The 13,326-nt window shown below is 74.1% G+C and carries 12 protein-coding genes; 8 read left to right on the top strand and 4 right to left on the bottom strand.

From position 1 onward, the window contains the following. Positions 1-69 precede the first annotated feature (69 nt). Together SM418_RS13995 and SM418_RS13990 are read left to right on the top strand one after the other, a co-directional pair. Complete coding sequence (locus tag SM418_RS13995) at positions 70-660, top strand: histidine phosphatase family protein (protein ID WP_371941115.1); 591 nt, start codon at positions 70-72, stop codon at positions 658-660. An 87-nt stretch (positions 661-747) separates the two neighbouring features. Beyond that, entirely contained in the window at positions 748-1,047 is a 300-nt protein-coding gene (locus SM418_RS13990; protein WP_067631628.1) for a metal-sensitive transcriptional regulator, read from the top strand. Between the two features lie 61 nt (positions 1,048-1,108). On the opposite strand, the gene SM418_RS13985 is transcribed toward SM418_RS13990, so the two are convergent. Then, positions 1,109-1,636 carry a MarR family winged helix-turn-helix transcriptional regulator gene (locus SM418_RS13985; RefSeq protein WP_371941116.1) on the bottom strand — a complete coding sequence of 176 codons (528 nt, stop codon included), beginning with the start codon at positions 1,634-1,636 and terminating at the stop codon, positions 1,109-1,111. Positions 1,637-1,751: 115 nt separating this feature from the next. Between SM418_RS13985 and SM418_RS13980 the strand changes: the two genes are divergently transcribed. Beyond that, positions 1,752-3,290, top strand: coding sequence for a DHA2 family efflux MFS transporter permease subunit (locus SM418_RS13980; RefSeq protein WP_371941118.1), 1,539 nt, complete (start codon positions 1,752-1,754; stop codon positions 3,288-3,290). A gap of 11 nt (positions 3,291-3,301) precedes the next feature. Here SM418_RS13980 and SM418_RS13975 read toward each other — a convergent pair whose 3' ends face one another. The 3 genes from SM418_RS13975 to ggt form a co-directional block, all read right to left on the bottom strand. Further along, positions 3,302-4,168: an oxygenase MpaB family protein gene (locus SM418_RS13975; protein WP_371941119.1), complete on the bottom strand. Its 867-nt coding sequence runs from the start codon at positions 4,166-4,168 to the stop codon at positions 3,302-3,304. Positions 4,169-4,304: 136 nt separating this feature from the next. Beyond that, positions 4,305-4,670, bottom strand: a complete 366-nt coding sequence (gene cutA, locus SM418_RS13970; protein WP_371941120.1) for a divalent-cation tolerance protein CutA — start codon at positions 4,668-4,670, stop codon at positions 4,305-4,307. 73 nt (positions 4,671-4,743) lie between these two features. After that, on the bottom strand, positions 4,744-6,654 hold the full coding sequence (ggt, locus tag SM418_RS13965; RefSeq protein ID WP_371941121.1) for a gamma-glutamyltransferase: 1,911 nt from the start codon (positions 6,652-6,654) through the stop codon (positions 4,744-4,746). A gap of 374 nt (positions 6,655-7,028) precedes the next feature. Here ggt and SM418_RS13960 point away from each other — a divergent pair, with 374 nt between their 5' ends. The 5 genes from SM418_RS13960 to SM418_RS13940 all read left to right on the top strand — a co-directional run bounded on the left by SM418_RS13960 (position 7,029) and on the right by SM418_RS13940 (position 13,295). Further along, complete coding sequence (locus SM418_RS13960) at positions 7,029-8,927, top strand: APC family permease (protein ID WP_371941123.1); 1,899 nt, start codon at positions 7,029-7,031, stop codon at positions 8,925-8,927. A 149-nt stretch (positions 8,928-9,076) separates the two neighbouring features. Then, positions 9,077-9,910 carry an NUDIX hydrolase gene (locus SM418_RS13955; protein ID WP_371941125.1) on the top strand — a complete coding sequence of 278 codons (834 nt, stop codon included), beginning with the start codon at positions 9,077-9,079 and terminating at the stop codon, positions 9,908-9,910. Beyond that, positions 9,907-10,980, top strand: coding sequence for a serine/threonine-protein kinase (locus tag SM418_RS13950; RefSeq protein ID WP_371941127.1), 1,074 nt, complete (start codon positions 9,907-9,909; stop codon positions 10,978-10,980). Before SM418_RS13955 ends, SM418_RS13950 begins: the two co-directional genes overlap by 4 nt. 11 nt (positions 10,981-10,991) lie before the next feature. Further along, positions 10,992-11,963: a hypothetical protein gene (locus tag SM418_RS13945; RefSeq protein ID WP_371941129.1), complete on the top strand. Its 972-nt coding sequence runs from the start codon at positions 10,992-10,994 to the stop codon at positions 11,961-11,963. Positions 11,964-11,966: 3 nt separating this feature from the next. Further along, positions 11,967-13,295: an adenylosuccinate synthetase gene (locus tag SM418_RS13940; protein ID WP_371941131.1), complete on the top strand. Its 1,329-nt coding sequence runs from the start codon at positions 11,967-11,969 to the stop codon at positions 13,293-13,295. Positions 13,296-13,326: the final 31 nt, after the last annotated feature.

Here is a 13,326-nt window from a genome sequence, read left to right as displayed (position 1 = left end):
GGATCTCCCCCCTCTCCTCACCCGTTCCGGGGGTTCCGGGAGGCCGGACCGCCGGGTAGACACTTCCCCATGGGAGAGCTGATCCTGCTGCGGCACGGGGAGACCGAGTGGAGCCGGGGGCGGCGGCACACGGGCCTGACGGACGTCCCGCTGACCGGGCGCGGTGAGGAGCAGGCGCGGTCGCTGCGCGGCGCGCTGAAGGGCAGGCGGATCGTGCGGACGCTGGTGAGCCCGGCGGAGCGGGCGCGGCGGACCGCCGAGCTGGCCGGGCTCCCCGCGGCGGAGATCGATCCCGGCCTGCGGGAATGGGACTACGGCGGCTACGAGGGGATCACCAGCGCCGAGATCCGGGAGCGGCGGCCCGGCTGGTTCCTGTGGGACGACGGGGTGATCCCCGGCGACGCCGACCATCCGGGCGAGACCGTCGAGCAGGTCGGCGCGCGGGCGGACGCGGTGCTCGCGCGGGTGGGGCCGCCGCCTCCGGACGGCGACGTCGCCCTCGTCGCGCACGGGCACTTCCTGCGGGTGCTGGCGGCACGGTGGCTCGGGCTGGAGCCCGCGCTCGGGCGGCTGCTCGCGCTCGGCACCGGGACGCTGTCGGCGCTCGGCACCGAGCACGACCGGCCGGTCATCAGCGCCTGGAACGTCCCGGTGCCCTAGCGCTGGGCAGCACATAAGGTACCTGTTGGGGGATGTCCCCCAGGGGTACCCGGGCGTGCGCCCCCGGAAGGATTGCGGAGGACGGCTATGGCGACCAGCGAGACCCCCACCCGCGGGTACACCGCCACCAAGGACCAGCTGCAGACCCGGCTCGCCCGGATCGAGGGCCAGGTGCGCGGCATCGACCGGATGGTCGAGGACGACCGCTACTGCATCGACATCCTGACCCAGATCAGCGCCGTCCAGGCCGCGCTGGACAAGGTGGCGCTCGGCCTGCTGGACGGGCACGTCCGGCACTGCGTGGCGGAGGGCGCCGAGGAGGGCAAGGGCGACGCGATGTCCACCGAGCTGATGGCGGCCGTCGGTCGGCTCATGCGCCGCGGCTGACCCGACGGCCGATCACGCGGGCTGACCCCACGGCCGATCACGCGGCCGATCAGGCGGCGGCTCAGCCGCCCGGGTGGTCTCCCGGGCGGGCGCGCCGCCCGTGCCCGGGGCCGCGCGGCTCCAGGTTCTCGGCGAGGATCCGCCAGCCGCGCAGGAAGCTCGCCCGCTCGGCCGGGGTGAGCGACTCCAGCGTCGTCCGCAGCGGGCGCAGCCGGCGCCAGGCGAACCGCTCGATCGACGCGCGGTGCTCGTCGGCCAGGCTGACGATCATGCGCCGGCGGTCCCGCTCGTCCGGCCGCCGCTCGACGAAGCCGCCGCGCTGCAGCTCCCCGACCAGCTGGCTGACCGTGGCGGGGCTGAGCGCCATGTGGCGGGCGAGGACGCCCACCGGCGCCGGGCCGTGCAGGACGAGCTGCATCAGCGCGGGCACGTGCCGCGGCCCGAGCCCGGCCTCCTTCACCCGGCGGACGAGTTCCTCGGCGTCGGCGTGCCCGCCCTTCATGCCGCGCGCCATCCTGCCCATGAGCTGCACCATCGTCTCCAGATCGGCGTCGATCGACGCGGCGGCGCTGACGCGATCCTCGGGCATACCTTGAAGTTCAACATATTCCGTGATGCACTGCAAAACGTTGAAGTTCAAGATGTTTCACGCCCTGAGCCACGGGGACTCGGGGTCACCGGAAACTCCAGGCAGGGGGACGACCATGGCCGAAAGCCCGTCCACCAAGGTGGCGCCGCCGGGCGGTTCCGGCGGCGGCGAGCGGCTCGACCGGCAGACCATCGTGCTCGGCCTCGTGATCGTGGCGGGCACCGTGATGGCGATCCTCGACACCACGATCGTCAACGTCGCGCTGGAGACGCTCGGCCGCGACTTCTCCACCGGCCTGTCGACGATCCAGTGGGTCATCACCGGCTACCTGCTGGCCATGGGGACCGTCATCCCGCTCACCGGCTGGGCGGTCGACCGGTTCGGCGGACGGCGGGTGTGGCTGACCGCGATCGTGCTGTTCGTGACCGGATCCGTGCTGTCCGGCTCGGCCTGGAACATCGAATCCCTGATCGTCTTCCGGGTGCTGCAGGGGTTCGGCGGCGGCATGCTGATGCCGACCGGCATGGCCATCCTGACCATGGCGGCCGGCCCGCGGCGGCTCGGCCGGATCATGAGCATCGTCGGCGTCCCGATGCTGCTCGGGCCGGTCCTCGGCCCGGTGATCGGCGGGTGGCTGGTCGAGGACGTCGACTGGCGGTGGATCTTCTTCGTCAACGTGCCGGTCGGCGCGCTGGCCCTCGCGCTCGCCTGGTGGAAGGTGCCGCACGGCCACGGCGGGCACGGCGCGACGGCGCTCGACCTGCGCGGGCTGGCCCTGCTGCCGCCCGGGTTCGCGCTGCTGATCTACGGGCTGTCCACCGCGAGCCGCGGCGGCGGCTTCGGCGACCCCGCGACGATCGGCTGGCTCGTCGCGGGCGCGGTGCTGGTGGGCCTGTTCGTGCTGCACAGCCTGCGCCGCCGCGAACGCGCCCTGATCGACGTGCGGCTGTTCGCCGACCGGACGTTCTCGACCGCGGCCGTCATGGTGTCCCTCGTCGGCATGGCGCTCATGGGCGCGATGCTGCTGATCCCGCTCTTCTACCAGACCGCGCACGGCGAGGGCGCGTTCGCCGCCGGCCTGCTGCTGGCCCCGCAGGGCGTCGGCGCGGCGATCGCGATGCCGGTGGCCGGTGTGATCACCGACCGGTTCGGGGCCGGCCGCATCGTGCCGGTCGGCATCGTGCTGCTGGTGCTCGGCACCCTCCCCTTCGCGATGGTGGAGGCCGGCACGCCCTACTGGCTGCTCGGCGCCGCGCTGCTCGTGCGGGGCCTCGGGCTCGGCTGCACGATGATGCCGACCATGTCGGCCGCGCTCACGACGCTGAGCCGGGCGGCGGTGTCGCGGGCCAGCAGCACGCTGAACATCCTCGTGCAGCTCGGCGGGTCGGTCGGCACCGCGCTGCTGGCCGTCGTCCTGTCCCGCCAGATCAGCGACCGGATCCCGCAGGCGGCCGGCGGGGGCGGCGCGGGCGGCGTCGGCTCGATCCCCGAACAGATCCGGCAGCGGATCGCGCCGCAGCTGGCCGAGGCGTTCGGGAGCACGTTCTGGGTGTCGCTCGCCCTCACCGCCGTGATGATCGTCCCGGCGCTGATGCTGCCGGGGCACGGCGCGCAGCGGGACGAGGACGCCGGCGCGCCCCCGCCGCTCGGCTGACGGCCCGCCGGTCAGGACGCGATCGACCAGGTGGCCAGGCCGTTCTCGTGCTCGCGCGTGAGGCGCCTCGCCCGCTGGGCGTCCGGCGAGTACCGGTACCGTTCCGGGACGATGTGCGAGGTGCGGTACAGGCCCTTCAGGGCCAGCGTGGCCGCCAGGTCGGAGGTGGGCAGGCCCGGCATCCCGTACATGCGGCGGGCCCAGCGCGGCAGCGTCGCGACGGTCAGCGACCCGATGGCGGGCGCGGCGAGCTTCAGCGGCAGCAGATGCCGCGGGACGGCCGGGCTGAACATGCGGCGCAGCCCCTCGCGGGCCTCCCGGCACGCCCAGATCCGCCGCCGCATCTCCGCGTAGTACTCCTCCATCTCGGCGACCGTCGCGGGCACGTCCGCCGGGTCGATCCCGACGACCGCGGCGGCGCGGCGCTGCTCGTCGACGAAGGTGTCGGCGTCCTCGGCGGTCAGCGGGACGCCGGCCCGGCGCGCCACGTCGAGGTAGGAGTCGACCTCGCCCATGTGGACCCAGAGCAGGTTCTCCGGCTCGTCGATCGCGAACGTGTCGCCGGTGCGCATGTCGAGGCCGGTCATCTTGGAGTGCAGCCGGCGGACGCGGCGGCCCACCCGCTCGACCTCCTCCTCCGTCCCGTAGGTGCGGACGCGGACGAACTCGACCGTCCGGGTCAGCCGCGACCACGCGGCGGAGGGGTCCATGAGCTCGGAGTTCTGCGCCGTCCCCCACATCGAGCGCGGATGGAGCGCCTGCAGCAGCAGCGCCCTGATGCCGCCGACCATCAGCACGGGCTCGCCCATGACCCGCCAGGTCACCGAGCCCGGTCCGAACAGGCCGTGGTCCGCTCCCACCTCGCTCGGTTCGCGCACGTCGACCGCCTCCCCTCCGCCTCGACCGGGCGGAACGCGTCCGGCCAGGGTAAACCAGAACTTACCCTGCCATGATGTGCGTCACACGGGCTAGGGGGCGCCGTCTCCTCGTTGGACGGCGGCGCCCGAGCGCGGCTCAGCCGTCACCGTCCGCGTCCTCGACGGCCTCGTCGCGCTCGCCGGCCTCGGTCTGCTCGGTGATCCAGGCGAGATAGTCCATGCTGCCCGCCACCACGGGCGTCGCGATGATCTCCGGGGTGTCGTAGGAGTGCCCCTCGGTGATCAGGGAGGCCAGCTCGTCGAAGCGGTCGGCGGAGGTCTTGAACAGCACCATCCACTCCTCCGCCGACTCGATCTCGCCCTCCCACCAGTAGGTGCTCGCGATCGGCCCGACCAGCTGGGCGCAGGCCGCGAGCCGCTCGGCGACCGCCGACCGGGCCAGCTCGGCGGCCTCCGCGCGGGAGTCCGTCGTGGTCGTCACCTGGACGAAAGAGTGGGCCATGGCACGACTCCTTCCCGTTCGCCGTGCGGGCACGCCGGTCGCGCCGGCCCCTCCGGTCGCGCCGGCCGGGCGGTCACCGGGCCGGATGGACGACCAGCGCGCTGCCGCCGCCCCGCCGGGTCGGCTCCGCGACCGCCTGGACGAGCCCCGGCCGCAGGAACTCCAGCCCCGTCGCGGCGCCGATCACGCCCGCCGGCGGGCCGGGGAAGACCTCCAGCCGGTGCCCCCGCGCCGCGAGGCCGCCGCCGTACCTGTCGATGAACGGCTGCTCGGCGTAGACGAGCGGGGTGTTGCGCTGCGTGGCGCGCGGCGCGCTCAGCGCGGTGGGCAGGTCCATGCCGAGGTCGATGCGGTTCACCAGGATCTGCAGCACGGTCGTGATGATCGTCGATCCGCCGGGCGTGCCGAGGGCGAGCTTCGGCCGCCCGTCCTTCAGCACGAGCGTCGGGGACATGCTGCTGCGCGGCCGCTTGCGCGGGCCGGGCAGGTTCGGGTCGGGGGCCTGGCCGGGCGCGGGCGGCTGGAAGGAGAAGTCGGTCAGCTCGTTGTTGAGCAGGAAGCCCCGGCCGGGGACGGTGATGGCGCTGCCGCCGAACTGCTCGATCGACATCGTGTAGGAGGCGACGTTCCCCTGCTTGTCGGCGACGACGAGGTGGGTGGTCTGCGGGCCCTCGAACGCCAGCGCGCGGGTCTGCGCCCCGGGCGGGACGCACGGCTCGTAGCTCCCGTCGGGCGACCCGGGGGCGACCGGCGCGGGCGCGGCCTGGTCCGGCTTGATCAGGCAGGCGCGCTCCCGGGCGAAGCCGGCGGACAGCAGTTCGTCCAGCGGCACGTCCACCTTGTCCGCGTCGCCCACGTAGCGGCCGCGGTCGGCGTAGGCGAGCTTGGACGCCTCCAGGTAGTAGTGCAGGGCGGTGACCGGGTCGCGGGCGTCGAGGCGGAAGTTGCCCAGGATGTTGAGCGCCTCCCCCACCGTGGAGCCGCCGGACGACGACGGCGGCATGCCGTACACGTCCAGCCCCCGATAGGGGACGTGCGTGGGCTCGCGCGACACCGCCCGGTACGCGGCGAGGTCACCGCGCTCCATCAGTCCGGGGCGGACGTTGCGGGTCGACTCCGGGTCCACCGGCGGCTCGGCGACCGTCCTGGCGATCTCCTCGCCGAGGCCGCCCCCGTAGAACCAGTCCGTGCCGCGTTTCGCCAGCTGCCGGTAGGTGTCGGCGAGGTCGGGGTTGCGGAACACCGAGCCGACCTCGGGCACCTTCCCGCCCGGCAGGAACAGTTCGCGGGTGGGGACGATGTCGCGGAAGCGGGCCTCGTTGGTCGCGGTCTGGTCGTGGAACTCCTGGTCCACGACGAATCCCCGGTCGGCGATCTTGATGGCGGGCCGCAGCAGGGCGCCGAGGTCGCGGGTGCCGAACCGGCGGAGCGCGAGTTCCCACTGGGCGAGGGTGCCTGGGACGCCGACGCCGAGCCCGCTGGTGACGGCCTGGTCGAACGGGAGCGGCTTGCCCGTCGCCGGGTCGACGAAGGAGTCCTCCTTCATCCGCTTCGGCGCGAACTCGCGGCCGTCGAGAGCGTAGACGCGGCGCTTCCCGGCGTCGTAGTAGGTGATGTAGCCGCCGCCGCCGATCGCGGACACGTACGGCTCGGTGACGCCGAGCGTCGCGCCTGCGGCGACGGCCGCGTCCATCGCGTTGCCGCCGCGCTTCAGGACCTCCAGGGCCGTCCGGCTGGCGTCCGGGTCGACCGTCGACACTGCGCCGCCGTAGCCCGTCGCGACGGGCTGCTTGACCGGCGCTCCCGGATGCCCCGCGCGGGTTCCCGTCGCGAGGGCGGGCGCGGCGGCGGCGGGCAGGGCGGCGAGGGCGGTCAGCGACACGGCGACGGTCGCCGCGGCGGCGAGCGCCGTGCGGCGCCGGACGCGCGCGGGCCGGGGCCGGGCGGGATCGGACGGCTTCGGACGCGATGGCGAGCGGGACACCGGACCTCCAGACGAACGCGGCGTCCCTACGGTGCCACCGATCTTCGTCCGATGCCACCGTCCGCACCGGCCGACCCCGGTCGCGGCGGAGAAAGATCGACGGCGCTTCCGCGGCGGAAATCGGGGTTATTCGAGCGGAACGATCCATCCGAAAACGGTTCGGGAGTCGTTCGGCCGAACGGGAGTGCGCCATGCGGCACGTCGGCGACCTGCGCTTTGGCATGATGCGACGACGACGGGACGGCATCCATCCGAACGAGAACGTTGCGATTATGCCTATACGTGGTGAATTCTTAGGGACTTCGACCAGCCATCGCCGCGCGAACAGCGGCGCGGGTCCGCCCCCCTCCGGCCTGGGCCCGGGGGGCCGGACCATGACCTGGGACATGCGCATGCGCAACGACATGTTCCGCCGGCTGCCGGTGGAACGGGCGACCGGCCGGCTCTACGGCGGGCGGCACCGGCTCCGCGTGGTCTACCGGACCCGCGATCTCGTCGTGCTCGGCCTCGGCGTCATGATCGGCTCCGGCATCTTCAAGATCGCCGGCGAGCAGGCCGGCTCGACCGCCGGCCCCGGCGTGCTGATCTCCTTCCTCATCGCGGGCGGGGTGTGCGTGCTGGCCGCGCTCGCGTTCGCCGAGCTGTCCTCGATCATCCCGGTGGCGGGCAGCGCCTACTCCTTCAGCTACGTCGCGTTCGGCGAGGTGTGGGCGTGGGTCGTCGGCTGGGCGCTGATCATGGAGCTGCTGCTGGCCGCCTCGGTGCTCGCGCGGGTGTGGTCGCTGTACTTCACGCAGGCGCTGCACGACTTCGGGGTGCCGGTCCCGGGCGGGCTCGGCGACGTGATCGGGCAGGTGAAGGGGCCGGACGTGCTCGCCCTCGGCATCCTGCTGCTGGTCGTGCTGATGCTCGCCACCGGCAGCCGGCTGAGCCTGAAGTCGCTGTGGTTCATGGTGATGGCCAAGGTCATCGTGATCGGGCTCGTCATCGCCACCGGCCTGAAGTTCTTCGACGCGGGCAACCTCACCCCCTTCGTCCCGCCCGCCCGGCCGGCGCCCGAGGGCGACCGGACGGTGCTGGACGCGCTGCTCGGCGCGCTCGGCGGCGGGACCCCGCACGTGTTCGGCGTCTGGGGCCTGTTCGCCGCCGCGCCGGCCATCGCGTTCGCCTACATCGGGTTCGACCTCATCGCGACCGCCTCGGAGGAGACCGACGACGCGCCGCGCAAGGTGCCGCGCGGCATCCTCACCGCCCTGCTCAGCGCGATCGTGCTGTACGCGGCGGTGGCGATCGCGCTGGTCGGCATGGTCGGGATGGACGGCTTCGCCGGCCTCGACCCCGACAAGCTGCTGCTCGCCGCCGCGTTCGACGGGGTCGGCGCGAGCGCGATGAGCAAGATCGTCGATGGGGGCGCGGTGCTCGCGCTGACCACCGTCATCCTGGTCGTGGTGATCAGCCTGACCCGGGTGGTGTTCTCGATGGCCCGGGACGGGCTGCTGCCCCGCCCGCTCGCCGCGATGAGCCGCTACAAGGTGCCGTCCCGCGCCACGCTGCTGGCCGGCGGCGCGGCGCTGGTCATGTCGCAGGCGGTCGACGTGCTGACGCTGGAGCAGCTCGTCGTGATCGGCACGCTGTTCGCGTTCCTCTTCGTCGCCGCCGCGGTGCTCGCGCTGCGGCACTCCCGCCCCGACCTGCACCGGCCGTTCCGGATGCCCGCCGCGCCGCTCCTCGTGATCGTGACGATCTTCGCGGTCGGCTGGCTGATGCTGAACCTCAAGGTCCAGACGTGGGCGTACTTCGCGATCTGGATGGGGATCGGTCTCGTCCTGTACCTGTGCTACGGGCGCCGCAACAGCGAGATGAAGCTCCTGCTGGACGTGCCGCCGCCGGACCGCCCGGTCGCCGCCGCGATGGCGGCCGCTCCCCCGCCCGGGGCGCTGCCGCCCGGGGTCGTGCCCGCCGGCGGCCCCGGATTGGGCGAGCTCCCGTACCAGCCGGGCACGCGGGACGTCCGGCAGCCCGCCGGACCGTACGAGCCCTGGCCCGGCGACCGGCGGCCCGGCTTGCCGGAGAGTCCCTACCCGACGGGCCGGTACTCGGCCGGACGGCGGCCGGGCGGCCGGTTCGCGCAGGACCGGGACGATCACGGACGGGCGTACGGGCCCGGCGGGCAGGCGTACGACGAGCAGGCATACGACGAGCAGGCATACGACGAGCAGGGCCACGGCGAGGAGCACGAGGAGCCGCCGCCCGGCGGGCGGCATCACCGCTGAGGCCCGAGTCCGGAGCCGCGCTTTCGTGAAGCCCGGCCGAACGTAGCGGGCGCACTGGACAACCGGGTTCGTCCGGGTTATGTTCTTCTCATATCGAGATGAACTCACTCTGAGAATCACTCACTTGGAGATTGGCGAGAGGGCGCGGCATGACCCCGGACCCGAGGCGCGACGAGGCCGAGTTCCTCGCGAGCTACGACCCGCGCGACTACGACCCGGTCGCCGTGACGGTGGACGTGGTCGCGCTGACCATCCGCGACGGCGCCCTGCACGTCCTGCTGGTCCGGCGCGGATTCGCCCCGTACGCAGGCATGTGGGCGTTGCCGGGCGGCTTCGTCCAGGCGGGCGGGCCGCTGCGGGGCGCCGACGCCGAGGACCTTCCCGACGCGGCGGTCCGGGAGCTCGCCGAGGAGACCGGGCTCAGCGCCAAGGGCGGCGCGCTCGGCCGGGTCCACCTGGAACAGCTCGGCACGTACGGGTCCCCCGGACGCGACCCGCGGATGCGCGTCATCTCCGTCGCCCACCTGGCGTTCGCGCCGGAGCTGCCCGACCCGCAGGCGGGCGGCGACGCGGCCGACGCCGCCTGGGTTCCGGTGGACGCGCTGGGCCTGACCGATTCCGGGGAGCAGCGTCCCGGCACCACCCGCCGGCTGGCGTTCGACCACGCGCGGATCCTCGCGGACGGCCTGGAGCGGGCGCGCGGGAAGCTGGAGTACACCCCGCTCGCGACGGCGTTCTGCGGCGGCGAGTTCACGATCCCGGAGCTGCGCTCGGTGTACGAGGCGGTGTGGGGCGAGGAGCTGCACGCGGGCAACTTCCACCGGAAGGTCCTGTCGGTGCCCGGGTTCGTGGAGAGCACCGGCGCGACGTCCGACCGGGGCGGCCGGCGCGGCGGCCCCCGGCCCCGCCTCTACCGGGCCGGCGACGCGCGCCTCCTGCACCCCGCCCTGCTGCGGCCGAGCCGGGAGGAGGAGATCAGATGAGCGAGGCGAACGGGGCGGCGCGGTCCGGTTCCTCACGGGGCACGGAGATGGGCGCGCTGGACGACGCGCTGGCGCGGCTGGATCGGGCGCGGGTCCCGGCCGACCTGTTCGGCGAGGACGAGGCGGAGGCGGCGCGGCGCTACCGGCGGCTGGCCCGGCTCGTCCACCCGGACGCGACCGGCGGACGCACCCGCGACGCGTTCATCAGGCTGAACGCGCTCTGGCGCGCCTACCGGCGGGACGACCCGGCCCTGTTCACCACACGCCGCCACACGTACCGGCTGGACGGCGACCCGATCGGCGGCGACCTCGCCGAGCTGTACGCGGCGCGTTCCGAGACCGGACGCGAGGTGCTGCTGAAGATGCCGCGCGACCCGCGCGACAGCGACCTGGTCGAGCGCGAGGCGGTCGCGCTGCGCCAGCTCCACGACGACGGCGACGGGAGGTTCCTGCCGTACGTCCCGCGCCTGGTCGAGTCGTTCACGCACCGGGACGCGGCGACCGGGGCCCGGCGGCGGGTCAACGTGATCGCCGCGCTGGACGGGTTCCACAGCCTGGCCGCGGTCCAGGCGGCGTTCCCGGACGGCGTCGACCCGCGCGACGCGGCCTGGATGTGGCGGCGGCTGCTGGTCGGCCTCGGGTTCGCGCACCGCGCGGGGGTCCTGCACGGCGCGGTGCTGCCCGAGCACGTGATGATCCACCCGGAGCGGCACGGCCTGGTCCTCGTCGACTGGTGCTACTCGGTGCCCGGCTGCCATGCCCGCACCGACCCGTCCGGGCGCGTCCCGGCGATGGTCGCCCGGCACGCCGGCCGGTACCCGCCCGAGGTGCCGGGGCGGCGGCCGGCGAGCCCGGCGACCGACATCCACATGGCCACCCGGTGCATGACCGGCCTCATGGGCGACAAGGCGCCCCCGGCGATGCGCTCGTTCGCGCGCGGCTGCACCCTGCCCGCGCAGAGCCGGCGCCCGTCCGACGCCTGGCGGCTGCTGGCCGAGCTGGACGAGCTGCTGGAGCGGCTCTACGGCCGGCGGCGCTTCCGCCCCTTCCACCTGCCCTCCCCACGCTGAAGGAGATCACCATGGGAAGCGGAAACTGGTCCACCGACGTCTACGCCGCCCGCGCGAGCTACCGCGCGTCCACCGGCGCGAGCGCGTTCGCCTACTCCGACGGCGGCGCCACGGCCGTCCACGCCGACCTCGACCCGTTCGGCGTGACCGCCCGGGAGAGCCGGGACTCCGACGACCACCCGGAGTCGCTCGCGATCGGCGTGCTGTTCGACGTGACCGGGTCGATGGGGAACGTGCCCCGGACGCTGCAGGCCAAGCTCCCCGACCTGCTCGGGCTGCTGCTGCGCAAGGGGTACGTCCGCGACCCGCACATCCTGTTCGGCGCGGTCGGCGACGCGACCTGCGACCGCGCGCCGCTGCAGGTCGGCCAGTTCGAGGCCGACAACCGGATGGACGACGACCTCGGCAAGATCCTCCTCGAAGGCGGGGGCGGCGGCCAGATGCGCGAGTCGTACGAGCTGGCCATGTACTTCATGGCCCGGCACACCTCGATCGACTGCTTCGAGAAGCGCGGGAAGCGCGGCTACCTGTTCATGATCGGCGACGAGCTGGCCTACCCGAAGGTCAAGCGGCGCGAGATCGCCAAGATCATCGGGGCGGAGCCGGACGAGGACGTCCCGGTCGCCGAGATCGTCCGGGAGCTGCGGCGCAAGTACGACCTGTACTTCATCATCCCCGAGGGGGCGTACCACTCCGGGAGCCGCGAGCTGACGGACTTCTGGCGGGACCTCCTCGGCCAGAACGTCCTCTACCTGGACGATCTGGACGCGGTGTGCGAGACGATCGCGCTCACCATCGGGCTCGCCGAGGACGCCATCGACCTCGACGAGGGTCTGGAGCACCTGGCGGAGGCCGGGTCGGACGCCGGGGCGTCGGTGTCGCGCGCCCTCGCCCGGCTGGACGCGTCCCGCGCCCCGGTCGCGGTGTCGTCCACGCCGCCGGGGCTGGACGCCTCGGCACCGTCCGCGACGACCCGCCTCTGAGCCGTGGACCACGTGATCGTCGTCGACCTCGGGTTCGGGGACGCGGGCAAGGGCACGGTCGTCGACCACCTCTGCTCCGCGGGCGCCGTTCCGCCGGGGGGACGCTCCCCCGGCGGAACGGCCGGACGGGTGGGCGGTCCACGGAGTGTCGCCGCGGTCGTCCGTTTCAACGGCGGCGCGCAGGCGGCGCACAACGTCGTCGCGGCGGACGGGCGGCACCACACGTTCGCCCAGTTCGGCTCGGGGACGTTCACGCCCGGCGTGCGCACGCACCTGTCGCGGTTCATGATGGTCGACCCGCTCGCGCTCGCCGCCGAGGCCGACCACCTCCGGGCCGTGGGCGCCCGCGACGCGCTCGACCGGCTCACCGTGGACCGCGACGCGCCGCTGACGACGCCGTACCACCGGGCCGCCAACCGCGCGCGGGAGTCGGCGCGCGGCACGGCCCGGCACGGGTCGTGCGGCATGGGCGTCGGCGAGACCGCGTCCTACGCGCTCGCGCACGACGACGCGCCCCGCGCGGGCGACTGCCTGTCGCCCGCGCGGCTGCGGCGCAGGCTGGCCGCCGTCCGCGACTGGTACCGCGACACGTTCCCCGGCGGCGGGGACGTCCCGGACGTGGACGCCTGCGCCGACGCCTTCACCGCGTTCGGCGACCGGGCCCGGATCGTCGGCGGCGGTCACCTCCGCGGCCTGCTGCGCGGCGGGACCGTGGTGTTCGAGGGGGCCCAGGGCGTCCTGCTGGACGAGTGGCACGGCTTCCATCCGTACACGACCTGGTCGACGACGACGTTCGCCAACGCCGAGACGCTGCTGGCGGAGGCGGGCGCGTCCGCGACGCGGCTGGGCGTGCTGCGCGCGTACGCGACCCGGCACGGTCCCGGCCCGTTCGTCACCGAGGACCCGGCGCTGACCGCCGACCTCCCCGACCGGCACAACCGCGCGGGCCGCTGGCAGGGCGCGTTCCGCGTCGGCCACCTCGACGCCGTCGCGCTCCGGTACGCGCTGGAGGCGGCGGGCGGCGTCGACGGCCTGGCGGTCACGCACCTGGACGTTGCGGGGGCACGTCCAGACCTGCGCGCCTGCCTGGCCTATGACCTGGACGGCGAGCGGGTCGAGCGGCTGGAGACCGGGCCGCCCGACCTCGCCCGCCAGGCCGCCCTCACCCGCCGCCTGCTCCGCGCGCGTCCCGTCTACGCGCCGCTCGGCGACCCCGTCGAGACGGTCGAGGACGCGCTGCGGGCGCCGGTCGTCCTGCGCTCCTACGGTCCGGCCTCGGCCGACAAGCGAAGTGGCCACCTTCGGACACGCATTGACCTCGACCTCCGTTGAGACCAAGATCCCGCTGAACGTTCGCGGATCT

This window comes from Actinomadura chokoriensis, from assembly GCF_041463665.1.
In the GTDB taxonomy this organism is placed as follows: domain Bacteria; phylum Actinomycetota; class Actinomycetes; order Streptosporangiales; family Streptosporangiaceae; genus Spirillospora; species Spirillospora chokoriensis_A.
The sequence above is the reverse complement of the archived record's forward strand: the minus strand, read 5'-3'. Positions and strand labels throughout refer to the sequence as shown.

Coding starts and splice junctions, on each gene's coding strand:
- SM418_RS13955 (WP_371941125.1), top strand. CDS start 9,077: ATGACCCCGGACCCGAGGCGCGACGAGGCCGAGTTCCTCGCGAGCTAC.
- SM418_RS13985 (WP_371941116.1), bottom strand. CDS start 1,636: ATGCCCGAGGATCGCGTCAGCGCCGCCGCGTCGATCGACGCCGATCTG.
- SM418_RS13990 (WP_067631628.1), top strand. CDS start 748: ATGGCGACCAGCGAGACCCCCACCCGCGGGTACACCGCCACCAAGGAC.
- SM418_RS13980 (WP_371941118.1), top strand. CDS start 1,752: ATGGCCGAAAGCCCGTCCACCAAGGTGGCGCCGCCGGGCGGTTCCGGC.
- SM418_RS13945 (WP_371941129.1), top strand. CDS start 10,992: ATGGGAAGCGGAAACTGGTCCACCGACGTCTACGCCGCCCGCGCGAGC.
- SM418_RS13960 (WP_371941123.1), top strand. CDS start 7,029: ATGACCTGGGACATGCGCATGCGCAACGACATGTTCCGCCGGCTGCCG.
- cutA (WP_371941120.1), bottom strand. CDS start 4,670: ATGGCCCACTCTTTCGTCCAGGTGACGACCACGACGGACTCCCGCGCG.
- SM418_RS13950 (WP_371941127.1), top strand. CDS start 9,907: ATGAGCGAGGCGAACGGGGCGGCGCGGTCCGGTTCCTCACGGGGCACG.
- SM418_RS13995 (WP_371941115.1), top strand. CDS start 70: ATGGGAGAGCTGATCCTGCTGCGGCACGGGGAGACCGAGTGGAGCCGG.